General features: G+C 55.5%; 19 protein-coding genes. 2 read left to right on the top strand and 17 right to left on the bottom strand.

Annotation, left to right across the window (positions count from 1 at the left end):
• Positions 1 to 61: 61 nt before the first annotated feature.
• The 8 genes from putP to FGB90_RS14185 form a co-directional block, all read right to left on the bottom strand.
• Positions 62 to 1,531, bottom strand: coding sequence for a sodium/proline symporter PutP (gene putP / locus FGB90_RS14220; protein WP_138811507.1), 1,470 nt, complete (start codon positions 1,529 to 1,531; stop codon positions 62 to 64).
• Positions 1,532 to 2,244: 713 nt separating this feature from the next.
• On the bottom strand, positions 2,245 to 3,522 hold the full coding sequence (locus FGB90_RS14215; RefSeq protein ID WP_138811506.1) for a CamS family sex pheromone protein: 1,278 nt from the start codon (positions 3,520 to 3,522) through the stop codon (positions 2,245 to 2,247).
• A 70-nt stretch (positions 3,523 to 3,592) separates the two neighbouring features.
• Positions 3,593 to 5,599: an NAD-dependent DNA ligase LigA gene (gene ligA / locus FGB90_RS14210; RefSeq protein ID WP_138811505.1), complete on the bottom strand. Its 2,007-nt coding sequence runs from the start codon at positions 5,597 to 5,599 to the stop codon at positions 3,593 to 3,595.
• 12 nt (positions 5,600 to 5,611) lie between these two features.
• The gene (gene pcrA / locus FGB90_RS14205; RefSeq protein ID WP_246056188.1) at positions 5,612 to 7,936 is read right to left on the bottom strand and encodes a DNA helicase PcrA; all 2,325 of its coding nucleotides are present in this window, start codon (positions 7,934 to 7,936) and stop codon (positions 5,612 to 5,614) included.
• A gap of 247 nt (positions 7,937 to 8,183) precedes the next feature.
• Positions 8,184 to 8,873, bottom strand: a complete 690-nt coding sequence (gene pcrB, locus FGB90_RS14200) for a heptaprenylglyceryl phosphate synthase (protein ID WP_138811503.1) — start codon at positions 8,871 to 8,873, stop codon at positions 8,184 to 8,186.
• Positions 8,874 to 9,189: 316 nt separating this feature from the next.
• On the bottom strand, positions 9,190 to 9,495 hold the full coding sequence (locus FGB90_RS14195) for a YerC/YecD family TrpR-related protein (RefSeq protein ID WP_138811502.1): 306 nt from the start codon (positions 9,493 to 9,495) through the stop codon (positions 9,190 to 9,192).
• 78 nt (positions 9,496 to 9,573) lie between these two features.
• Positions 9,574 to 10,632, bottom strand: coding sequence for a DUF3048 domain-containing protein (locus FGB90_RS14190; protein ID WP_138811501.1), 1,059 nt, complete (start codon positions 10,630 to 10,632; stop codon positions 9,574 to 9,576).
• A gap of 98 nt (positions 10,633 to 10,730) precedes the next feature.
• The gene (locus FGB90_RS14185; RefSeq protein WP_138811500.1) at positions 10,731 to 12,473 is read right to left on the bottom strand and encodes an adenine deaminase C-terminal domain-containing protein; all 1,743 of its coding nucleotides are present in this window, start codon (positions 12,471 to 12,473) and stop codon (positions 10,731 to 10,733) included.
• A gap of 123 nt (positions 12,474 to 12,596) precedes the next feature.
• Between FGB90_RS14185 and FGB90_RS14180 the strand changes: the two genes are divergently transcribed.
• Positions 12,597 to 12,866, top strand: a complete 270-nt coding sequence (locus tag FGB90_RS14180; protein ID WP_246056187.1) for a YgaP family membrane protein — start codon at positions 12,597 to 12,599, stop codon at positions 12,864 to 12,866.
• Between the two features lie 87 nt (positions 12,867 to 12,953).
• Positions 12,954 to 13,058 (top strand): EYxxD motif small membrane protein, encoded by a 105-nt coding sequence (locus FGB90_RS20180; protein ID WP_368731828.1) that lies wholly within the window; start codon positions 12,954 to 12,956, stop codon positions 13,056 to 13,058.
• Here the strand turns inward: FGB90_RS20180 and purD are convergent.
• The 9 genes from purD to purC form a co-directional block, all read right to left on the bottom strand.
• Complete coding sequence (purD, locus tag FGB90_RS14175) at positions 13,027 to 14,310, bottom strand: phosphoribosylamine--glycine ligase (RefSeq protein ID WP_138811499.1); 1,284 nt, start codon at positions 14,308 to 14,310, stop codon at positions 13,027 to 13,029. The two genes, FGB90_RS20180 and purD, sit on opposite strands and share 32 nt — an antisense overlap.
• A 309-nt stretch (positions 14,311 to 14,619) precedes the next feature.
• Complete coding sequence (gene purH / locus FGB90_RS14170) at positions 14,620 to 16,158, bottom strand: bifunctional phosphoribosylaminoimidazolecarboxamide formyltransferase/IMP cyclohydrolase (protein WP_138811498.1); 1,539 nt, start codon at positions 16,156 to 16,158, stop codon at positions 14,620 to 14,622.
• Entirely contained in the window at positions 16,151 to 16,747 is a 597-nt protein-coding gene (gene purN, locus FGB90_RS14165; RefSeq protein WP_138811497.1) for a phosphoribosylglycinamide formyltransferase, read from the bottom strand. The genes purH and purN overlap by 8 nt, the downstream gene beginning before the upstream one ends.
• Positions 16,744 to 17,790, bottom strand: coding sequence for a phosphoribosylformylglycinamidine cyclo-ligase (gene purM, locus FGB90_RS14160; RefSeq protein WP_138811496.1), 1,047 nt, complete (start codon positions 17,788 to 17,790; stop codon positions 16,744 to 16,746). Before purM ends, purN begins: the two co-directional genes overlap by 4 nt.
• A 12-nt stretch (positions 17,791 to 17,802) precedes the next feature.
• A complete protein-coding gene (gene purF, locus FGB90_RS14155) occupies positions 17,803 to 19,215 on the bottom strand; it encodes an amidophosphoribosyltransferase (protein WP_138811495.1) in 1,413 nt (470 codons plus the stop codon).
• The gene (gene purL, locus FGB90_RS14150; RefSeq protein ID WP_138811494.1) at positions 19,191 to 21,419 is read right to left on the bottom strand and encodes a phosphoribosylformylglycinamidine synthase subunit PurL; all 2,229 of its coding nucleotides are present in this window, start codon (positions 21,417 to 21,419) and stop codon (positions 19,191 to 19,193) included. Before purL ends, purF begins: the two co-directional genes overlap by 25 nt.
• Entirely contained in the window at positions 21,403 to 22,086 is a 684-nt protein-coding gene (gene purQ / locus FGB90_RS14145; protein WP_138811493.1) for a phosphoribosylformylglycinamidine synthase subunit PurQ, read from the bottom strand. Before purQ ends, purL begins: the two co-directional genes overlap by 17 nt.
• Entirely contained in the window at positions 22,083 to 22,340 is a 258-nt protein-coding gene (purS, locus tag FGB90_RS14140) for a phosphoribosylformylglycinamidine synthase subunit PurS (protein ID WP_138811492.1), read from the bottom strand. The genes purQ and purS overlap by 4 nt, the downstream gene beginning before the upstream one ends.
• On the bottom strand, positions 22,337 to 23,053 hold the full coding sequence (gene purC, locus FGB90_RS14135; RefSeq protein WP_138811491.1) for a phosphoribosylaminoimidazolesuccinocarboxamide synthase: 717 nt from the start codon (positions 23,051 to 23,053) through the stop codon (positions 22,337 to 22,339). The genes purS and purC overlap by 4 nt, the downstream gene beginning before the upstream one ends.
• Between the last annotated feature and the right edge of the window lie 93 nt (positions 23,054 to 23,146).

Raw genomic sequence — 23,146 nt, 5'->3', positions numbered from 1 at the left:
ACCTCCCCCGCACGAGTAAACGCGCGAAGGAGGCTCGTCGGAGCAAAACCTGAAATATCGATTAGAGGTTCTGCTGTACTTCGTCAAACTGCTTCTGAACTTCATCAGATGGTGCCGGCCCTGTAAGGCTGACAACCATGATCGCGATCCAGGCGAAGATGAATCCTGGTACGATTTCGTAAAGTCCTGCAAGCGCGAAGCCTTCAGGCAGGTAGCCCCAGAGAATAACTGTTGCACCACCGACGATCATACCGGCAAGTGCACCGTTACGTGTCATGCGTTTCCAGAACAGGGCGAGAATGATAACCGGACCGAACGCGGCACCGAATCCTGCCCAAGCATACCCTACAAGCTCAAGTACTGTCGCTTCCGGATTGTATGCGAGGAAGATCGCAAACAGGGCGATAAGAAGAACCCCAAGACGGCCGACCCACACAAGCTCCTGCTGTGTTGCCTGTTTACGGAAGATCGCTTTGTAGAAGTCCTCTGTCAGAGCAGAAGAAGACACGAGTAGCTGGGAGTCGATTGTACTCATGATCGCTGCCAGGATGGCTGCAAGAAGGAAACCGGATACCCATGGGTTAAAGAGAACCTGGGTGAACTCGATAAAGACCGTTTCCTGTGCGCCGTCCGCAAGCGGTGCATCAGCAAAGTACGCAATCCCGATGAAACCTGTGAAAATCGCACCGAAGAGGGCGAATACCATCCACGTAATACCTACAAGACGTGCTTTTGGAATCTCTTCCTTGGACTTGATCGCCATAAAACGTGCTACGATGTGCGGCTGACCGAAGTAACCAAGCCCCCATGCAAGAAGGGAGATAATTCCGATTACCGTTGTACCGGCAAACACATCAAGGTAGCTCGGGTCAATTTCACCGATCTGGTTGACCGTTTCGCCCCATCCGCCCATCTGGTTAATAGCCACGATTGGCACGATAATAAGAGCAAGAAACATGAGAATACCCTGTGCAAAGTCAGTCCAGCTGACTGCAAGGAATCCGCCGAGGAACGTGTACGAAATAATGACGATCGCACCGATCCATAGCGCTGTTGTATAGTCGAATCCGAATGAGGAAGAGAACAGAAGCGCTCCCCCTACAAGTCCGGAAGACGTGTAGAATGCAAAAAATACAAGAATAACGAGTGCAGATACCACACGGAGAATTTTCGAGTCATCTCTGAACCGGTTTTCAAAGAAGTCAGGCAGGGTAATGGAGTCGCCTGCAATTTCCGTGTAGACACGAAGACGCTTGGCCACAAACTGCCAGTTTAAGTATGCACCGACAGCCAGACCGACTGCGATCCAGATTTCCGTCATACCTGCCACATACATGGCACCAGGCAGACCGAGGAGGAGCCACGAACTCATATCGGAAGCACCGGCACTGAGTGCGGCTACGCTTCCGCCGAGACGGCGTCCACCGAGTACGTAATCAGATAGATTGCTTGTCATTTTGTATGCCACAAGACCAATTGCGAGCATACCTACTAAATACACTATAAACGTGACTAACGTTGCTGTTTCCATTGCTGTTTAGGAGCTCCTTTCAGTGAAAAAAGTAATGATGGATAGAATAACAATTGTGAGCATTGGCACGAGAAGCCAAAACCAGGTTCCTGCCGTAAGTGAATGTTCCACTTATTCTTTCCCTCCTTTAACTTGCTTGAAGAAAACAGGCGCAATTCCAAGTATTTGTTAGCATTTGCTTTACTGACTGACTTTACTCAAAATAATCACCGCTCAGATACCGACACAGGCAATATTCACGTTTATGCAAACACCCGGCGGCTAAGCAGCAGTGTGCGCACGCCCAACTTCAACGCACAAGCAGAATCATATCACATTTTAATAATTTGAACATTGAAAATATTATTAAGTCAACTTTTTTGTGAATTAATATACACGTTTATTGTAAAATTAACCGCTTTCATTTTCATATAGACATATATATTCAAAAAAAATAATTAAAATAAATTTGATGGTTTCACATATTTGTCACAAAAGCACGACATTTGACGCCTTCTCATTTTTCTCAGAAAAACGTTAATGCATGAAAGGATTCACCCTAAACCGGGACTTTTCTCTATAAAATTGCACACAGAAAAACCGCCCCTCCCTGATAAAGGGACGGACGGCCTTCCTTCAAACGTCCTGTATGCTTTTTACACTTCAAAAGACTCCTGTGACGGACTGCACCTGTGACGGACTGCACCCGTGACAGGCCCCAGACAGCAGGGTTTCTAGTGAATATGCACAAACGGCTCCTCGCCCGGATACGTCACTACAATAGCCTCCGTGCCGGTAACAGACTCCAGGTAGATTTTCACCGGTGCATCGAACGCAAGATATTCCTGTTTAAGACCGCTCAGGTGCTGGGTGAGGGCGATAATTTCCGCTTTCCCGTGGGACTGCATGTTCAGCTCCACCCTGAACTCCTGCAGATCGCCGCTTTTGTAACGGCCTTTACCGACAATTCCGATGGCATGATCAAAGAAGTCCTCCACTTCGTTTTTGAACGCGGAGAATGCATCAGCGTGATCCCGCCTGTTTTCCGACGCTCTGCTCGACGGGAACAGGTAGTGGTCTTCATCGAGTGTTTCCCAGTTTCCAAGCTCCACTCCGCTGTCGGAACGGGCAACCGAGACGAAGCTTCCCGGCACCAGTGAATTCCGCCGCTGTTCCTGGTAGAGGGCAATGACGATCGGAGTGTCCTCATCGATATCATCGTGGCTTCTCAGCCGGTTGAGCACGATCTGTGCACGCTGCCGCGTGGCTGCTTCCACTTCCTCGGGATCAAGGGACTCCTCAAAGCTGTGGATGCGGCCTGTTTCGTCATCCGTAATACTGAACGTATACGTGTGGCGCATCCCCATACCGATCACAATGCCTCCAAGGGCAACGCTCTCCTCCCCGTCCTGAACCATATAGTTATGCTCCATTATGTGGGAGAGAAATGCCGGGTTATCCTTCATCCGCTGTTCCTCTTCCTCCATGCTCCATTCAGATGGATCCACAGCCAGATCCGGGTTCTCATCGACTTCCTCGCCGCGGTTCACGGCATCGTTGTACTCGAGTTCCTCTTCCGTATACAGGGACGGATTCAGACCGCTTACGTAACGGGAACCGATCCGCTCGTTATCGGAATAAGGACCGAGACGCCTGAGCCAGCTGTTAATCACACCGCCTGACAGAAGCTGGCCGTCCCTGAAAAAGTAGTCCTCCTGGCTGAAATGAGCCGAAGCTATCTCCATCAGCCCCATTTCAAACTGATCCACGTCCACGCGGTTGTTCATGGAATCCGACACACTGCCCCTTGCCGGACTCCGCTGGTATTTCCCGTCCTGAAGCACGTTTCTGTAGTACCCTTCAGGAGCATTAATCGTCGGTGTCGGCGTATACACGTGCTCGTCTTCTTCCTCTTCCACCAGTTCCGTTTCATCTTCCCCATCTGCACCAGGCAGACAGCCGGTGAGTAAAAGCACACCGGCAAGGCCAATGACACTGAGCCGTCTGACCATTTGTTTCACTCCTCAAGATGATGAACGCGGGCTGGAAAAAGCCCCTCTTCGTCAATCCGGCAAAACCGGCCTAACGGTTCAGCTCTTCCAGCATTTTCGCTTCATCCCAGATTTCTATGTTTAAGTCCTGCGCTTTTGTCAGTTTCGATCCGGCGCTCTCCCCGGCTATAAGGAGGTCCGTTTTTTTGCTCACGCTTCCGGTTACGTTACCGCCAAGCAGCTCGATCTGCTTCTTCGCTTCATTCCGCGTCATTTCCTGAAGGGAGCCGGTCAGCACGATCGTTTTGCCTGCAAACGGCGAATCCTGCTCTTCTGCGTTCTGAAGTTTCGGCCCTGTGTACGTAAGGTTCACGCCGGCTTCGCGAAGCTCCTCCAGAAGCTCTGCCACTTCCGGATGTTCAAAGTACGTCACCACGGCATCGGCCATTTTCTCACCGACTTCATGGATCGCCGTCAGCTCCTCCCGCGATGCCTTCTTCAGCCCGTCCATAGACTCAAAGTGCATGGCAAGCGTCTGGGCCGCCTTGGCGCCTACGTGACGGATGCCGAGGCCAAACAGCAGTTTTTCCATGCTGTTTTCCTTCGTCGCTTCGATGGCGTTCAGGAGGTTGTCCACGGACTTCTCCCCCATCCGCTCGAGCTTAAGAAGCTCCTCACGCTGGAGGCGGTAAAGGTCCGCCACGTCTTCAATGAGACCGTGCGCAAACAGCTGGGCAATCACACGCTCCCCGAGACCATCGATGTTCATGGCATTCCGGCTCACAAAATGGATGAGTCCTTCCCGGATCTGCGCCGGGCATTTCGGGTTCATGCATCGAAGGGCAACCTCCCCTTCGATTCTGTCCAGCTCGCTCTCACATTCGGGACAGTGCGTCGGCATGGAAAAGTCGCGTTCATCGCCGGTCCGCTGCTCCGTGAGCACGTTCACCACTTCCGGAATGATGTCACCGGCTTTTTTAATCGTAACCTTGTCCCCGAGCTTGAGATCCTTTTCCCGGATCAGGTCCTCGTTGTGAAGGGATGCCCGCTTCACGGTCGTCCCGGCAACAGACACCGGTGCGAGAATCGCCGTCGGGGTTACTACGCCGGTACGTCCCACGTTGAGGGTAATGTCCTCGAGTGTCGTCACGACCTCCTCTGCCGGAAACTTGTACGCCGTGGCCCAGCGGGGGCTTTTCGCCGTAAAGCCGAGCTCCTCCTGGTCGGTAAGGCTGTCGACCTTGATCACAATCCCGTCGATCTCGTACGGCAGATCGGCCCGCTTATCGAGCCAGCTCTCGCAGTACTCGACCACTTCCTCGATCGTGTCGCAGATTTTATACTCACGGTTGATCTTAAACCCGAGCTCGCTTACGTACTGGAGCGCCTCGTGGTGCGAGTCGATCCGCTTTTCCTTGAGCTGCCCGATCGAGTAGACAAAGATATCGAGATTCCGTTTGGAAGCAATTTTCGGATCGAGCTGGCGGAGCGATCCCGCCGCCGCGTTCCGGGGGTTCGCAAACAGCTGCTCGCCCAGTTCCTCCTTCGCTTCGTTCAGCCGCTCAAACGACCGCTTCGGCATAAACGCCTCGCCGCGCACCTCGATGTCCACCTCTTCCTTCAGACGGAGCGGAATCGAAGGAATCGTTCTCAGGTTGCTCGTAATATCCTCGCCGACCGTGCCGTCGCCCCGGGTTGCCCCGAGCACAAACCGGCCCTTCTCGTACTTCAGCGTCACCGCAAGCCCGTCAATTTTCAGCTCACAGCTGTAGCGGGCCTTTCTCCCGGTACCCTGCTGGACCCTCCGGTCAAAATCCCGGAGATCCTCCGCGTTAAAGGCATTGGAGAGGCTCAGCATCGGAACCTCGTGCCTTACCTTTTTAAAAGATTCCAGAATCTCTCCGCCTACCCGTTCCGTCGGCGAATCGTCGCGCTTGAACTCCGTATGCGCGTCCTCAAGCGCCATCAGTTCCTTTAACAGATGATCGTACTCGGCGTCGCTCACTTTCGGTTCGTCAAGGACGTAGTAGTGGTGTGCATAGTCGTTTAATGTATCGGTCAGCTGGTCGATCCGCTGCTGTGCTTCGTTTCGGTCCATCCTGGTCCCACCTTACTCTTTCGTAATCGGGGCGAATTTGGCGAAGAGCCGTTTTACACCCACGTTTGGAAACGCGATATCAAGCTCCACGTTTTCCCCGTCACCTTTCATGCTCACAACGGTCCCGGTGCCCCACTTTTTATGGGACGCCTTGTCGCCAACAGCCCACGTGAAGCCGTCGCCGCCGGTTTTAGTCGTTGTTGTGCGCATCGATGTCCGCCGTTTCTGAGGCGCTGCCGTACGGCCTCCAAAACCGCCGCTCGTCCGCCCGGTGCCGCCGCCGAAGCTTCCTGCAGCAGCGCCGCCCGTGCGGCCGAATCCGCCCTGACTTCCCGGCGTCTGACGCGAGGTTTTCATCCAGGCAGGCTGTGCCTGGTCTTCTTTTGTGCCGTCAAGGAGATCCTCCGGAATTTCCCCGAGGAACCGGGATGCCGGGTTCATGTTTGTGCGGCCGTAGAGAGTCCGCATCCGGGCGCGGGAAAGGTACAGCTCTTTTTCCGCCCGGGTAATACCAACGTAGGCAAGGCGGCGCTCCTCTTCCATCTCTGCTTCCTCCATGAGGGAACGGCTGTGAGGGAACACGCCTTCCTCCATGCCGATGAGAAATACGACCGGAAACTCGAGTCCTTTGGCAGAGTGAAGCGTCATAAGGATAATCTGCTCCTCCGGTTCACCCGTTTCCTCGTCCTCCTCCACTTTGTCGATGTCGGCAATCAGCGCGAGATCAGTCAGGAAGGCGATGAGCGATTTATCTTCATTCGATTGTTCAAAGTCCTTCGTAACGGTGAGGAATTCCTCCACGTTTTCAAGGCGGCTCTCGGATTCTAGGCTCTTATCGTTTTTGAGCATCGCCCGGTAGCCGGTTTTATCGAGAAGTTCCTCCACCAGTTCCGTAACGCTCAGGTAATCCTGCATCTGCACCCAGTTGCTGATCTGGGTGATAAATTCAGCCAGGGCGTTACGGGCACGGGTGGAAAGACCGATTTCGTTTACATCCTGAAGGGCTCTGTACATGGAGATTCCCTGCATGTCTGCAAACTGGGCAATTTTGTCCATCGTGGAAGCCCCGATGCCCCGCTTCGGCACGTTGATGATCCTGCGCAGACTGATGTCGTCGTCTGGATTTGCCACAAGGCGGAGGTAGGCGAGCACGTCCTTGATCTCTTTTCTGTCGTAGAACTTCGTTCCGCCGACGATCGTGTAGTTGAGGTTCGATTTGACGAACATTTCCTCGATCACACGGGACTGGGCGTTCGTCCGGTACAGGACGGCAATGTCTGATTCCTTATATTTCCCGGAATCGAGCATCTCTCTCACTTTTCCGACCACGTGCTGGGCTTCGTCGTGCTCGTTATCCGCTTCGTAGAGGGCGAGCTTGTCCCCGTCGTCGTTTTCGGTCCAGAGATTTTTCTTCTTTCGTCCGGCATTGTTGCCGATTACGTCGTTCGCCGCCTTCAGGATCGTCTTCGTTGAGCGGTAATTCTGCTCCAGAAGGATAACCGTGGCGTTCGGATAGTCCTTTTCAAAGCTCAGGATGTTCTGGATATCTGCGCCGCGCCAGCGGTAGATCGACTGATCGGAGTCACCGACCACGCAGATGTTTTGGTGGCGGTCAGCAAGCATCTGAACGAGCACGTACTGGGCGCGGTTCGTATCCTGGTACTCGTCCACCATCACGTACTGAAACTTGCGCTGGTAGAATTCAAGCACTTCCGGGACCTTTTTAAAGAGAGTGATCGTCTTCATGATCAGATCGTCAAAGTCCATGGCATGGTTCTTTTTCAGTTCCTTCTCGTAGGCAGTGTAGAGCTTATGCACCGTATCCTCATACGGACCGTTGGCGGTTTTGCCGTAGTCCGCCGCTGTTTTCAGTTCGTTTTTCGCAGAGCTGATTGTACCGAGAATGCTTCTCGGCTCGAACTTCTTTGTATCGATATTCTGCTCTTTCATGAGCCTTTTCATGACGGTCTGCTGGTCGGAGCCGTCGAGGATCGTAAAGTTGCGGTTCACGCCGATTCTGTCCACGTCACGGCGCAGCATGCGCACGCACATGGAGTGAAATGTGGAAATCCAGATGTCCTCGGCTCCCGGTCCTTCCACAATCCTGCCGATCCGGTCTTTCATTTCACGTGCTGCTTTATTTGTAAACGTAATGGCAAGAATCGACCACGGGGCGACGCCTTTTTCACCGATCAGGTAGGCGATGCGGTGGGTCAGCACCCGGGTCTTGCCGCTTCCGGCTCCAGCCATGATTAAAAGCGGTCCGGCTGCGTGCTTTACCGCTTTCTGCTGTTCGGGGTTCAGTCCTGCTGTCAGCTGGTCACTGACTCGTTCCATATCTACCACTCCAAACATATGTTCTTGTTTCGTTCTATTTTACCGTATGGGGACGGGTGTGTATACTGCCGTTTTGCTTTGTTGCCTCTATGATTTTTGCGGTGGTGCGGAAAGCTCCGCTGCACGCCATCCGCTCCCTTTCCGCGGCGGTCCGGGAAGCCTCCTCGGGAAAATCACCCTGCGGGGTCTTCCGCCGGCGTTGTTCCCGCAGGAGTGTCGCTTCTGACGTGCTGCTGACAACGGAAATTTATTTCCCCTTCACCGCTTTGACGGTTTTGAGCGCACTCTTCAGGTCGTCGTAGATGACGTTGCCGACGACGATGGTGTCGGCATGTGCGGCCATTTCCTTTGCCTGATCAGCGTTTGTAATGCCGCCGCCGTAAAACAGGCGGGTCCGGTCGAGTACTCCGGCCGCCGCTTCCACTACTGCCGGGTCGCCGTATGTACCGCTGTACTCCAGGTAAAAGACCGGCATGCGGATCAGGTTTTCCGTCATACGGGCGTAGGCGACGATATCCTCTTCTGATAAGTCGGTTTTTGCTTCCGTTAGTTTCGCCACTTTGGCCTCGGGATTGAGGACGCAGTAGGCTTCCGACAGCACCTCTTCCCAGTTCATGACCGGGCCGAACTCGCGGATCGCCGCGTGATGGCGGCCGTTCACCCATTCGGCTTTTTCGGTATTTACAACAGACGGAATAAGGTAGTAGTCAAAGCCTGGCGTGACCGCGTCCATCGTGCTCACCTCAAGGGCGCACGCCACCGAGTAGCGGCGGATGCGCATGAGCAGATTCAGCGTGTTGTCCTCTGTCACACCGTCGGTTCCGCCGACGATCACGGCATCGGTACCGGATTCACATACCGCCTCCAGGTCGTCGTCACTGATCTCTTTATTTGGATCCAGCTTAAAAACATGCTGCCATTCATGATATTCGAGCATGGGAAAGTTCCTCCAGAAATAAACGTGTCTTTGTTAACTCATCACATAAGTATATCAAAAATAAGCCCGCGTCTCACTATGACCGGGAAGGGATTTCGGAGAATTTTGTGACCGGGGTCCGGAGGAGCTCTGCTTGATCCTGCTAATCGCTCCAAACACAGCGCTAATCACCCTAAATGCTGTGCTAATCGCTCCAAACGCTGCACCATCCACCCTAAACGCCTTACTAATCGCTCCAAACGCTGCACCAAGCCCCCCCACTCCCCCAAAACAAAAAGCACACCCTGAAAAAGGGTGTGCCTTCAATCCAACATCTTTATTTCGCCTGCTGCTCTTCTTTTACCCGCTCGAGAGTCATGCGGTAGCCGTCGTTTCCATAATTGATGCAGCGCTTGACGCGGGAGATTGTGGCTGTGCTTGCCCCCGTGTCCTTTTCGATCTTCTGATACGTGTCGCCATCCATCAGCATGCGCGCCACTTCCAGGCGCTGGCCGAGAGACTGGATTTCGTTCATCGTACAGAGATCGTCAAAAAACTGATAGCACTCTTCTTTGTCCTTGAGGCTCAGAATCGCTTCAAAAAGCTGATCGAGTTCTTTACCCCGCAATTTATCGATTTGCATGGCTGTTCATCCTTTCCTTGCTGCCTTGGTGCCGGCTGGTACCGGAAGTAAGCGGAATTTTGCCCCGGACCATTCCCACTAGTCCTGGATGGTCAGACGGTCTTCGGATGGAATGACGTTAATCCACGTCTGTCCCGGCAGAAATCCTGCAGGCTCTCCGCTCTTAAACGGCAGAATCCGACCGTCCACGTTCTGCCATTCCAGTTCCTCTACTACACCTTCTCGGAACAGGTACGCTTTTCCTCCCGAAGAAAGATTGATTTCCCGGCGCCCCTGATCGTCAATAACCTGGTGATCCATCACGACCGCCAGTACATTGACCGGCGCTACCGGCGTGCCGTCCCGGTGGTCGAGAATGGCCGAGCCACCGTTACTGCGCTTATACGCGCCGAGATCAGCATCGTACTCGTACCTGACATTGTTCCCTGCGCTGCCATAGTTTATCTCCATTCCTACAGCCGCTTTTCCCTCTGCAGGTGTCTCGTCAAACGTAAGCGCCGGCGGTTCGTCTTCCAGATCATGCCCGATCTGTAAAGATGCTTCCTTTAAGTTTTCGTAGCCCGTATACATATTATGGGGCGCCCTTCTTTCGGACGAACGGGTAAAGTAGCGGCCGTCGTACGCAAGCCCGCTGATAAACGGCGTGTCAGGCCCCTCGGCGAGAGCGAGGCCGCCCGGGCTTCCTCCTGCGGCAGCGTAAATCGCACTGTACCCGTTATTCAAATGAACGTAGTACTCTCTCGCACTTCTCACCGGTCCGATCATCTCGGGCTTCTGACTGTGATAAACCGCCAGAAAACGGGTGATGTTTCCTTCCGAGAGTACCTCGTACACGAGATCCGCCTGGTATAAACCGGTCTGGGGACGGGCGTTCGCGGAGTTCTCAACCATCACCCCGAATGCCGTGTGGGACAGCTCCTCATCGGTTCCTTTTCCCGTCAACGGTGCCTTGAAGGCAAAGGCTTCTTCCTCTGCACCCTCATGCGAAGTGTCCGTTTCCTCTGCCTGCCCCGCACCCTCCGTGTTCACAGCATCGTCTGCCTCTTCCTCACCCGACGCCTCATTGCCGCTGCATGCTGCCAGTGCCACAACCCCCGCGCACAGAACAGCAGTGAGCAGCTGTTTTCTCCATTTCATCTTCCCTGAAAACCCCTTTGGTCCGGCCCTGGTTCCCGTCACCCCTCTAAAAACCCTTAAAAAACAAGACGGAAACAGGGCTCTTTTACTTTTATATTTTACCGCATTATTGCAGGAAAGAGTACCTTTTTTTGTTTTACATCAATAATGCCCCGCTGCGTCACCCGCACGTACGGCAGGTGGGTCGCGGAAAAGAACAGCAGTGCATATACCGGATCGCCGTAGATGTACCCTTTCTGCTGAAGAACCCGGAGAAGGTGCCGTTCCTGTTCGGCAATCTGCGGCAGCTCGAGGGTGCTCATTTTCCCGTTCAGCGTAAGGGGAATACTCGCCTCCACGCCGTCATCACCGGTAACGACGATGCCTCCGCCCTGCTTTTTAAGCGCACGGAACGCCTCCGTGATGCCCTGTTTGCTTTTTCCGATCAGAATCAGGTCACCTGTGTTGGAAAACGAGCTGGCCATGCCGTGGAGGTTGCGGGCAAACCCTTTAATAATCGTATTCACCCGCCACTTCCCATGACGGTCAATGAGGACGAAAAACGATTCGTCGCTGTCCTGCGGGATCTCATCCCCAAGCATCACATTCTCCGTCTGGTACGGCTTCATGATCACGTCGTTGATCATCTCCACCCCGAGCGGCATGGAAAACTGCAGATCGGCTTCCGTAAGCTCCCAGTCCAGTTCGAGGCGCGGCAGGCCGAGCTCCGGCCAGTCCGGGTCCGGCATTTGTGCCGCAGCTTCGCCGTCACGGACAACCCACTCCCCTTTTGCCATGACGGACACCGGCCTTGGGTTCTCTTCTGACTCCAGAATATTGATGTTCGCCAGGCGTCCCGGGGCAATCATACCGAGGACGTGGTCGAGCCGGTAGTGTTTAGCTACATTATACGTGGCCATATTAACGGCATCAATAAATGGAACTCCTTTTCCAAGTGCAATCTCGATCAGCCGGTCCATGACGCCTTCCTCCATCACTTTCGGCGGCGAACCGTCGGTGGTCATGAGAAGGCGGTCACAGCCGCACAACCCTTCCTTCACAACTGTATCAAGAAGACCCGGCAGGTCCGGACGAATCGACGAGTACCTCATGGAGACCGTGTACCCAAGATCGAGACGGCGGAGCAGTTCCTCCCCGGTCATCGCCTCGTGATCGCAGTCCACCCCGGTGAGCGCCAGACGGGTGAGGGTTCCCTCACCGGCCCCGGGCATATGGCCTTCGATCCGCATGCCCCTGGCTTTCGTCTCCTGCATCCAGTGAAGCATCGCATCATCGCCGTTCAGTACGCTCGGCCAGTCCGTAAGCTCACCGCCCTGAACGACGTACGGATGATCGAGCCAGTCCATAATGTTCTCGTACGTAAATTTTTCGTTGTGGCTGGCAAGCGCCGTCTGAGGATCGTAGCGTGCCCACCAGAGCATGAGCACCGGTGTTTTCTGCATAGCCTCCAGAAAAGAAAACGCTTTCTTTTTTCCATACTGCAAAAAAAGACTCATATTATCATTGATCAGTGTCGTTGTTCCCCGTTCCGATGCATACCTGGCAAAGCTGAGGGGATGATATAACTGAAACGGGTGGGCATGGTGTTCGATATAGCCCGGCACAACAGACTTTCCAGCTGCGTCATACACATCGGTACCGGCGAGGGATCCGGTAAGTTTCTCCCCGGCGTAGACAATTCTGTCCCCGTGAATCCAGATGTGTCCGTTCCGCCATCTTTTCGTGGCGCTGTTGAGCCAGCGGGCGTTTTTTATGAGAACAGTCGGCGGCAGATCGCCACTGACCACATCAAGCTGTTTGCGGATCTCTGCTTTTGTCCATTCAATCGGCTGTTTTAACATTGTGATCACCTGAGCGTTAGAAGTTTCCCCCATCGTACCATGCTGAGCGCTGTAAATCATTAAAGAAATGTAAATTGTCCGAAAATATTTGTAAACGCTTACTCACGAAAGGAGCTATCCAATATGATTCGACCAAACATCGGCATGATCAACGCACTGATCCGCATCGCTGCAGGCTTCACCGTTCTCGCCTGGGCAACCGCGCGCCTTACCCGCAAACCGTGGGAAACCCTGCCGCTCTTCGTGGCTCTGATGGGCTCACTTAAAATCGCTGAAGGCATCACCCGCTTCTGCCCGGTCACCTACGCCGTGGAGGAAGGAATGGATGAAATGAACCAGGATCGGAGCGGAGAAGGCGGCGAATTCGATATCGACCCGCTGAACCCGTCCTGAGTTCCCCTGATCCCTCCTGCCCTCTGATACACAAAACGCCTCCGTCCGGACAGGACGAAGGCACTTTTTCACGAAAGGAGCGTCAGCATGCTCTGGGAATACGCAACCGACACCGTTTTTATTTTTCTGATGCTCGTCGGATCGCTCGCGATGATTCTGTTTATCTGGGACCGTGGGCGCGCGCGGCAGTAACCGCCCGTGCCCCGATATCGGTCCGGTAAAACAGACCGTCCGTCCTGACTGAGCTGATCTGATTATAAACCATGCGCCGTGCCTCATCGAGATCCGGCGACATCGCTGCCACCAGACCAACTCTTCCGCCGCCGGTTACCCATCCCGCCGGCGTTTTTTTCGTTCCTGCGTGGAAAAAAGGAAGTTTTCCCTCTCCGTCTGTCAGGCGGCTGTCGAGGGCCGTCCCTTTTTCATACGATGCCGGATAGCCGTCCGATGCGAGCACTACTCCGATACACGAATCACTGCTCCACTCGGCCTTTCGTTCCTCGCCGCTCATGACAGCGGTAATCATCTCATCAAGCGGGGTGATCAGGCGCGGCAGAATCACCTGCGCCTCAGGGTCGCCGAACCGGGCATTGAATTCAATCACCTTCGGACCGTCCCCTGTCATCATAAGCCCCGCGTAGAGAAAACCGGTAAACGGCATGCCTTCTGCCGCAAGGGCTTCCGCCATTTTACGGAGAATATTCTCCTCCGCATCCGCAATGGCCGTCCGGCTCATATGCGGTACCGGCGAATACGCCCCCATGCCGCCGGTGTTCGGCCCCTCGTCACCGTCGAACGCACGCTTATGGTCCTGCGCCGTCACCATCGGCACGACGGTGGTTCCGTGCACGAACGCCATCAGGGAGCACTCTTCCCCTTCAAGGCACTCTTCGATCACGACGCGGGCACCGGCCTCGCCGAACTGCTTCGAATCGAGCATCTGTCCGAGGGCTTCATTAGCCTGCGCTTCGGTCTGCGCCACTACAACGCCTTTCCCCGCAGCAAGACCGTCCGCCTTGATCACGATCGGTGCGCCTTTTTCCGCCACATACGCTTTTGCCCGTTCGAGACTGTGAAACACTTCGTAGTCCGCAGTCGGGATCGCGTACTTTTTCATGATCGTTTTGGCAAACTCCTTGCTTCCTTCTACCTGAGCCGCCGCAGCGGTCGGACCGAACACGGGCACATCCGTCTTCTGGAGCCGGTCCGCAAGCCCCGCCACAAGAGGTGCCTCCGGTCCGATCACCGCGAGGCCGATCCCCTCGTCAAGGGCGAGAGCGGTGATACCCGCGTGATCGTCTTCTGCGATCGGTACGCAGCGGGCCACGCTGTCCATGCCGTCACTTCCCGGCGCTGTGATCACTTCCGTTACGTTCGGACTTTTATGAAAGGCCCAGGCGAGGGCGTGTTCACGCCCGCCTCTGCCGATTACGAGTACTTTCATCTGTGCTGACGCTCCTTTCAGACTGGAGATGGAACTCTCTTCCTTCATTGATGACTAAGTTTTCCTCTGAGTCAGAAAACTTCTTATAATTAAGCTTTTTTCGCAAGGATATGTTAAAGTCTGCTGTTGATCTTCGCTCACTGCGCTCCAATCAACTTATAAACACTAATCTTTTGGGCAATGTGCAGCTGAATGCCAGCAGCGAGAACCCTGGGGCAGATGGCTCCCCGCACCACCGCGGAAAGTGAGCGGATGGCGTTCAGCGGAGCGTCTCAAACGTCTTATCGACGTAAGAGCATACTCATACGATTAATGTTTAAAATGCCGCACGCCGGTAAACAGCATTGCCACACCGTGCTCATCCGCTGCATCGATGGACTCCTGGTCGCGCTTCGAGCCCCCAGGCTGGATGATGGCGCGGATGCCGGCCTTCGCCGCCGCTTCCACCGTATCGCCCATCGGGAAGAACGCATCTGAGGCGAGCACAGCTCCCTCAACACTGCCGGCTGCCTGCTCGATGGCAATTTTAGCCGCACCTACGCGGTTCATCTGCCCGGCACCGATGCCGATCGTCCGGTCTTCTGTTGCAAGCACGATCGCATTGGACTTCACGTGCTTCACGACTTTCCAGGCCATCTCAAGCTGGCGCATCTCCTCGTCGGTCGGCTTGCGCTTCGTCGGAATCGTCGTCTCCACGTCCTCAAAGCTGAGCGTGTCCGTGTCCTGGACGAGGGCACCGCCGGAGACCGTGCTGATCCGCTGTTCAAGAGCCTGAGCGTCGGTAAAATCGATCGTCAGAAGCCGCAGGTTCGGTTTTTCACTGAACACTTCCCGCGCCTCGTCCGTAAACGACGGAGCGATTACAATTTCAAGGAAAATCTCTTTCATGCGCGCTGCCGTAGCACCGTCCACTTCCCCGTTGCAGGCGATGATCCCACCGAAAATAGAAACCGGGTCCGCTTCGTACGCCTTCTGGAACGCATCTTCAATCGTCTCGCCGATCCCTACACCGCACGGGTTCATGTGCTTGATCGCCGCCACTGCCGGACGGGTAAATTCCTTTACGACCGCTACCGCAGCGTCCGCATCGTTGATGTTGTTATAGGAAAGCTCTTTTCCCTGAAGCTGCTCTGTGCGGGCAATGGACGTGCGGCTGCCCATCGGCCGCTCGTAGAATGCCGCCTGCTGATGCGGGTTTTCCCCGTAGCGGAGCGACTGCTTTTTGTTGTACGTCACAGTCAGTGTCTCCGGGTACTCGTCGCCCGACTGCTCGGTCATGTACTGGGCGATCAGTGCGTCGTAGGACGCCGTATGACGGAACGCCTTCGCTGCGAGCTTGCGCTTAAATTCCCCTGTCAGTTCACCTTCGCCTTCCTGAAGTTCACGCACAACCTGTCCATAATCGGAAGGGTCCACCACAACCGCCACGCTCTCGTGGTTTTTCGCCGCCGAACGGATCATCGACGGGCCGCCGATATCGATATTTTCGATCGCTTCGTCAAACGTCGCATCCGGGCGCTCAATCGTCTCCTGGAACGGATAGAGATTGACCACGACCATATCGATGGGCTTGATCTCATGTTTCCGAAGCGCTCCCATATGCTCCGCCGAATCACGAAGCGCAAGAAGCCCTCCGTGAATGCGGGGGTGGAGCGTCTTCACGCGGCCGTCCATCATTTCCGGAAAGCCTGTCACTTCCTCGATGCCGATTACCGGAACACCTGCCGACTCGATCGCGCGCTTCGTGCCCCCTGTGGAGATGATTTCTACTCCTTCGTCCGAAAGCTTTGCCGCAAGCTCTGCGATTCCTGTTTTGTCCGATACGCTAATCAGTGCCCGATTACTCATAAGCGGGAACCTCCTTCATCAGTTTCGTAAGTATAGTCTGGATCGTTTTCGGATAGAGGGCGTGTTCCACCTGCTGAATTTTACGCTGGACGTCCGCCCTGGTATCCTCCGCTTCTATTGTAACAGGAACCTGGGCGATGACAGGACCGGTATCCATTCCCGCATCCACAAAATGCACGGTAACGCCGGTTTCACCGACCCCCGCGCTCATAGCCTGGCCGATGGCGTCAAGGCCGGGAAAAGCAGGGAGAAGGGACGGGTGAATGTTTACGATCCGGCCTTCAAAAGCGCCCAAAATCGTTTTTCCGAGCAGCCGCATGTAGCCGGCAAGGGCGATAAACCGGCATCCCCGCTCACGAAGTTCGCGGACAATCTCCAGTTCGTAATCCCGCTTCGACGGGTAATCGTACGGGGAAAAAGCAAATACATCGATGCCGTAATCACGGGCCTTTTCAACCGCTTTTGAACCGGGCTTGTCGCTTACAAGCAGCACCACCTCACCGTCGATCCGCCCGTCACGGACCGCCGCCACGATGGCGTCAAAATTTGAACCGGTTCCGGATGCAAACACCGCCAGTTTTACACTCACAGCGCCTCCACTCCTTTAAGAATCAGTTCTGGTCCGTCACTGCGCTCCACAACGCGGCCGATTTCCACCGGCTTCTCTCCAAGCTCCGTGAGCAATGCCACGGCTTCTTCCACGCGCGACTCGTCCACTGCCAGCACCATGCCGATCCCCATATTAAACGTGCTGTACAGGTCACGAAGCTCCAGAGTGCCGAGTGTCCGCATCCAGCTGAATACGCTCGGTTTTTCCCACACAGACGGATCGATCTCAGCGCGCACGTGTTCCGGGAGCATGCGTGGCACATTTTCATACAGGCCGCCGCCGGTAATATGGGCCGCTCCGTTTAGAAGACCCGCTTTAACGAGTGCCAGCACCGGCTTTACGTAAATCCGCGTCGGCTCGAGCAGCCACTCGGCTACCGTCCGGTCCGATTCCGGCGCCCGGTCATCGAGGCTGATGCCCCGCTTTTCAAGAACACGACGCACGAGTGAAAAGCCGTTACTGTGAAGCCCGCTTGAAGGCAGACCGATCAGGACGTTGCCGGCTTCCACCCGCGAACCGTCGATAAGGGCGGATTTTTCCGCAGCACCGACCACAAAACCGGCCACGTCGTACTCGTCTTCATCGTACATTCCCGGCATTTCAGCCGTTTCCCCGCCGATGAGGGCGCATCCCGCTTCCGTGCAGCCGTCAGCGATTCCCCTGACAATTTCCTCCACCATGGCCGGCTCGTTTTTCCCGAGCGCCAGGTAGTCGAGGAAAAAGAGCGGTTCCGCTCCCTGGACGACGATATCGTTTACGCACATCGCCACCGCATCGATCCCGATCGTGCGGTGAATGCCGGCACGCTGGGCGATCATCAGTTTTGTGCCTACACCGTCCGTTCCGGAGATGAGCACCGGTTCCCGGTAGCCTTTCTGCGACAGGTCGAACATGCCGCCGAACCCGCCGAGAGCCCCCATCACTTCAGGGCGCTTCGTGCGTCCCACGTGGGTTTTGATCCGTTCCACCGCTTCGTATCCGGCTTCAATATCGACTCCTGCTTCTCTGTATGCTTTCGACATGGGCGCCTCCTTTTACACCTTTTCGTAAGGGTGCATCGTGTGCGGGTAAATTTCAGTCGGGTACTCGCCGGTAAAGCAGGCGAGGCACTGTCCGCAGTTTTCCATCGCTTTCGGCCGGCCGATGCCGTCCATAAGCCCATCCACGCTCAGGTAGCGGAGGCTGTCGGCACCGATTTCCGCCTCGATTTCCTCCACCGAGTTATTTGAGGCGATCAGTTCCCCGCTCGTTGACGTATCAATTCCGTAAAAACACGGATTTTTGATCGGCGGTGCGCTGATGCGAACGTGTACTTCCCTGGCCCCTGCTTCCTTCAGAAGCTTTACAATACGCCGGCTCGTGGTGCCCCGGACAATGGAGTCATCCACCATCACGACGCGCTTGCCTTCCACGACACCGCGGACCGCGCTCAGCTTCATTTTGACACCCTGCTCCCGGAGCTGCTGGGACGGCTGAATGAACGTACGCCCCACGTAGCGATTTTTAATGAGACCGAGCTCGTAGGGGATTCCCGCCTGCTCGGCGTAGCCGATGGCAGCACTGATGCTCGAATCCGGCACCCCTGTCACTACATCCGCTTCAACCGGCGCTTCTTCTGCCAGCTGTTTACCGAGGTTTTTCCGGGCCGTGTGGACGTTAATCTGGTCAAGATGGCTGTCGGGACGGGCAAAATACACGTATTCCATCGAGCAGATCGCGCGCTTGCCGCTGAAGGAAAAGCGCTCGCTGCGTACGCCTTCGTCATTGATGATGAGCACTTCACCGGGCTCCACTTCACGGATATATTCGGCACCGATAATGTCAAACGCGCACGTCTCGGAACTTACCACATGGGCATCGCCGAGACGGCCGAGACTTAACGGGCGCAGTCCGTGGGGATCGAGGGCAACCATGAGCTCTGTCTCTGTCATGGCCATGAACGCGTATGCCCCTTTCACCATCGTGAGGGCGTTCATGAGCCGCTCCTCAGGATGCTCATAGCCGCTCCGTTTGATCAGGTGGGCGAGCACCTCCGTGTCCGATGTCGTCTGAAAAATGCTGCCCTGACGCTCGAGTTGGTGCTTGAGCGCATTGGCGTTAACAAGGTTCCCGTTGTGGGCAAGCGCCAGGCTTCCGGTCTGGGAGTTAAACAGCAGCGGCTGACAGTTGATCAGGTCGCTGTCCCCGGCTGTCGTGTAGCGCACGTGCCCCACCGCACCGTGGCCGGTGAGCTTGTCGAGTTTCTGGTCGTTGAACACATCGTTTACGAGACCGAGCCCCTTTTCAATCCGGAGACGCTCCCCGTCCGAGACGACGATGCCGGCCCCTTCCTGGCCCCGGTGCTGAAGGCTGTGCAGGCCGTAATAGGCAATCCGGGACGCTTCTTCGTGGCCCCAGATGCCGAATACGCCGCACTCTTCGTTTAATCCTCTGATTTCACCAAACACGGAATCGCTCCTTTCCACGTGCGTTCAAGTTCTGCCGTACCCACTGCGATCAGTGCTTCACCGGTTGAACCGGTTACGGTAAGCTGCGGCTCGGCTGTGACTTCACCCGCAAAGCGGGCGTCCGGTACGAGTGCTTCAAAGCGGCTTTGCTGCTCCTTCGCCACCGTAATGACGTAGCGGGACGGTGTTTCCGCAAAGCTTTCTGTGACCGCGTCTGTTCCGATGCTCACGCTGGCTCCGAGTCCGGTACCCATGACCGTTTCTGCAAGAGCCACAAGGAACCCGCCTTCTGCCAGGTCGTGAGCGGATGCTACTGTGCCAGCCTGAATCGCTGTGAGCACCTCGTTCTGACGGCGCTTCTCTGTTTCCATGTCAATACGCGGCGGTCGGCCTGAAATCGTACCGTCTGTAAGCTTCTGCAGTTCGCTTCCTCCGAAGTCCCTGTCCGCTTCACCAACTACATAGATCAGGTCGCCGGCGTTTTTCGCCTGCTGGGTTGTGATGTGGCTGAGGTTTTCAACGAGACCGACCATGCCGATGACCGGCGTCGGATACACCGCTTCCCCGCTCCGTTCGTTGTAAAGACTCACGTTTCCGCCGATCACCGGAGTCTCAAGGGCACGGCACGCTTCGCTCAGGCCGTCTGTGGATTTTTCCAGCTGCCAGAAGATCTCCGGGCGGTCCGGGCTTCCGTAGTTGAGACAGTCCGTCACGCCGAGTGGCTTCGCGCCGGAGCAGACGATGTTCCGCGCCGCTTCGGCCACAGCAAGCTTCCCGCCTTCTTCCGGATCGAGGTACAGGTAGCGGGAATTGCAGTCCGTCGTCATGGCGAGGGCTTTTTCCGTGCCCCGGATGCGGATCACCGCTGCGTCTGAGCCCGGCATCACAACCGTGTTCGTTCTCACCATGTAGTCGTACTGATTGTAGACCCACTCCTTGCTCGCAATCGTAGGCTGGGCGAGAAGCGTCATGAGTGTCTCCTCCAGGCTGTCGACCTGCGGAACTGACGGGTCCTGCTTCTGAAACTGTTCAAAATACGCCGGTACTTTCGACGGCTTGTGGTAGACAGGTGCTTCCTCCGCGAGGGCGTCCACCGGTACGTCAGCCACGGTTTCACCTCTGTGCGTCAGGCGAAGACGTTTATCGTCAGTTACGTGGCCCACGACAACCGCCATGAGTCCGTAACGGTCAAACAGATCGAGAAACTCCTGCTCCCGGCCTTTTTCCACCACGAGAAGCATCCGCTCCTGGGATTCGGAGAGCATCATTTCGTAGGCGCTCATCCCTTTTTCCCGCTGCGGCACACGGTCAAGGTCCATCTCGATGCCGGAGCCTGCTTTACTGGCCATTTCCGCGGAAGACGACGTCAGTCCTGCCGCTCCCATATCCTGAATCCCTACAAGGGCGTCGTTTTTCACCACTTCGAGGCACGCTTCCATGAGCAGTTTTTCCATGAACGGATCGCCCACCTGAACGGCCGGGCGCTTCGACTCGGACGTTTCGCTCAGCTCCTCGGAGGCGAACGTAGCGCCGTGGATGCCGTCCTTTCCGGTGCTCGCACCAACGTAGATGACCGGGTTACCGACACCTTTGGCCTGGCCTTTCTGAATGTCTTTATGGTCGATCAGGCCGACACACATGGCGTTAACGAGAGGGTTGCCCTCGTAGCACGGATCGAACTGAACCTCTCCGCCCACAGTCGGAATGCCGATGCAGTTTCCGTAGCCGGCGATTCCCGCCACCACCTGCTCGAACAGGTAGTTGACCCGGGGTTTGCCGAGCTCACCGAAACGAAGGGAGTTCAGCAGCGCCACGGGACGCGCGCCCATACTGAACACGTCGCGGATAATCCCACCCACACCTGTGGCCGCTCCCTGGTACGGCTCGATTGCCGACGGATGGTTGTGGCTCTCGATTTTAAACGCCACTGCCTGCTCGTCGCCGATATCGATGATGCCGGCACCTTCACCGGGTCCCTGAAGCACGTGCTGAGCCTCGGTCGGGAATTTTTTCAGAAGCACCTTCGAGTTTTTATAGCTGCAGTGCTCGCTCCACATAACGGAGAAGAGACCTGTTTCGGTAAAATTCGGAAGGCGTCCAAGCGTATCTTCGATCATCTGAAACTCCTGATCGGTAAGTCCCATCTCTGCGTAAAGGCGGTCCTGTTTGATTGTCTCGGGTGATGGTTCAGTTTTTAACAGCATGGGTTTCCCTCCAGTGTGTGAGTATCGATTGGAACATTTTCAGTCCGTCGGCGGAACCGAGCAGCTCATCCACCGCCCGCTCCGGGTGGGGCATCATCCCAAGTACGTTGCCGGCTTTGTTCGTAATCCCTGCAATCCGGTCCACCGAGCCGTTCACGTCTTCTGTGTAGGTAAACGCGATCTGCCCGTTCGTGCGCAGTTCCTCAAGTGTCGCTTCATCGCAGAAATAGTTTCCGTCTCCGTGGGCCACAGGAATCGTTACATGCTCGCCTGGCTGGTAAGCCGAGGTGAAGAGGGTGCTGCTGTTTGCCACCTCGAGCGTGACCGATTTACAGATAAAGCTGAGCTGGCGGTTTCTCCGCATCGCTCCCGGCAGAAGGCCGAGCTCGAGGAGCACCTGAAATCCGTTGCACACACCGAGAACCGGCTTGCCTTCCGCTGCAGCTTCGCGGATCCCCCGGGCAATCGGAAGGCGTGCCGCGATCGCGCCGCTCCGCAGGTAGTCCCCGAACGAAAACCCGCCCGGTAAAAGGACAGCGTCGTACTCTTTTAAACTCGTTTCACGGTAGTCCACATACACAGCTTCCTCGCCGAGCTCGTCGCGGACAGCGTGGTACATGTCGATGTCACAGTTCGATCCCGGAAAAACGACTACGGCAAACTTCATGGGGCCGAAACCTCCCGGACGTCAAAACGGTAGTCTTCAATAACCGGGTTGGCAAGGAGCTTCTCACACATTTCCGTCACGCGTGCATCCACCATCTCCCGCTCTCCTTCAAGAGTAAGCGTAATCACTTTTCCGATCCGTACATCCTCCACCTCTGTGTAGCCGAGCTGGTTGAGGGAATGGTTCACCGCACTTCCCTGAGGGTCGAGCACCGCTTCTTTTAACGTTACAAACACCTGAACTTCGTATGTCATCGGGACATTCCTCCTAAACGTGTAAGTATGGTTTCATAGCCTTCGTTCAAATCGCCGAGTTGAAAGCGAAACAAATCCTTGTCAAAGCTCTCGCCGGTCTCTTCGTCCCAGAGTCGGCACGTATCGGGTGAAACTTCATCTGCCAGGAGCACTGAGCCCTGTTCGTCCCGGCCGAACTCAAGTTTGAAATCAACCAGCCGGATCCCCGCTTCACGGAACATCGCTGTGAGGACGCGGTTCACCTCGAGGGCATTCCCCCGGATTTCCGCCAGTTCCTGAGGCGTTGCAAGCCCCAGATGACGGATGTGATCGTCGTTTATGAGCGGATCGCCGAGATCATCGTCCTTGTAGTAGAATTCAGTGATCGGCTCCTGGAACACGCTTCCCCGCTCGAGGCCGAGCCGCTTTACGAGGCTTCCTGCGGCAACGTTTCTGACCACCACTTCAATCGGGATAATCGAGACTTTCCTTACGAGCTGCTCGGTTTCCGACAGGCGGCGCACAAAATGGTTCGCCACTCCCGCTTCGTGAAGCTTTGAAAATACGAGACTGGAAATCTCGTTGTTCAGGCGCCCCTTGCCCGTAAGAACATCCTTTTTTTCCCCGTTAAAGGCTGTCGCATCGTCCTTGTAGGCAACGCGGTACACCCCGGGATCGTCTGTTTCATAGATTCGCTTCGCTTTCCCTTCGTACAGGCACGTTTCGGTGTTCATTGTTTCGTCCCCTCCTCTTTCTGCGGCGGGTAAAACCGCCCAATTAAAGATGGAAAATTGGCAATTTTGGCAAAACAAAGGGGAGGAGAAGGG

Source organism: Alteribacter natronophilus (assembly GCF_006007885.1).
In the GTDB taxonomy this organism is placed as follows: domain Bacteria; phylum Bacillota; class Bacilli; order Bacillales; family Salisediminibacteriaceae; genus Alteribacter; species Alteribacter natronophilus.
Note: the sequence above shows the minus strand (reverse complement) of the source record. Positions and strands in the feature narration are given on the sequence as shown.

Bases quoted from the DNA above. Each gene is read 5' to 3' on its own strand.
- pcrB (WP_138811503.1), bottom strand. From the start codon at position 8,873: ATGCTCGAATATCATGAATGGCAGCATGTTTTTAAGCTGGATCCAAAT.
- FGB90_RS14190 (WP_138811501.1), bottom strand. From the start codon at position 10,632: ATGAAATGGAGAAAACAGCTGCTCACTGCTGTTCTGTGCGCGGGGGTT.
- purC (WP_138811491.1), bottom strand. From the start codon at position 23,053: ATGAACACCGAAACGTGCCTGTACGAAGGGAAAGCGAAGCGAATCTAT.
- FGB90_RS20180 (WP_368731828.1), top strand. From the start codon at position 12,954: ATGCTCTGGGAATACGCAACCGACACCGTTTTTATTTTTCTGATGCTC.
- ligA (WP_138811505.1), bottom strand. From the start codon at position 5,599: ATGGACCGAAACGAAGCACAGCAGCGGATCGACCAGCTGACCGATACA.
- purS (WP_138811492.1), bottom strand. From the start codon at position 22,340: ATGACATACGAAGTTCAGGTGTTTGTAACGTTAAAAGAAGCGGTGCTC.
- purD (WP_138811499.1), bottom strand. From the start codon at position 14,310: ATGAAAGTACTCGTAATCGGCAGAGGCGGGCGTGAACACGCCCTCGCC.
- FGB90_RS14180 (WP_246056187.1), top strand. From the start codon at position 12,597: ATGATTCGACCAAACATCGGCATGATCAACGCACTGATCCGCATCGCT.
- purQ (WP_138811493.1), bottom strand. From the start codon at position 22,086: ATGAAGTTTGCCGTAGTCGTTTTTCCGGGATCGAACTGTGACATCGAC.
- putP (WP_138811507.1), bottom strand. From the start codon at position 1,531: ATGGAAACAGCAACGTTAGTCACGTTTATAGTGTATTTAGTAGGTATG.
- pcrA (WP_246056188.1), bottom strand. From the start codon at position 7,936: ATGGAACGAGTCAGTGACCAGCTGACAGCAGGACTGAACCCCGAACAG.
- FGB90_RS14195 (WP_138811502.1), bottom strand. From the start codon at position 9,495: ATGCAAATCGATAAATTGCGGGGTAAAGAACTCGATCAGCTTTTTGAA.
- FGB90_RS14185 (WP_138811500.1), bottom strand. From the start codon at position 12,473: ATGTTAAAACAGCCGATTGAATGGACAAAAGCAGAGATCCGCAAACAG.
- FGB90_RS14215 (WP_138811506.1), bottom strand. From the start codon at position 3,522: ATGGTCAGACGGCTCAGTGTCATTGGCCTTGCCGGTGTGCTTTTACTC.
- purL (WP_138811494.1), bottom strand. From the start codon at position 21,419: ATGCTGTTAAAAACTGAACCATCACCCGAGACAATCAAACAGGACCGC.
- purH (WP_138811498.1), bottom strand. From the start codon at position 16,158: ATGAGTAATCGGGCACTGATTAGCGTATCGGACAAAACAGGAATCGCA.
- purM (WP_138811496.1), bottom strand. From the start codon at position 17,790: ATGTCGAAAGCATACAGAGAAGCAGGAGTCGATATTGAAGCCGGATAC.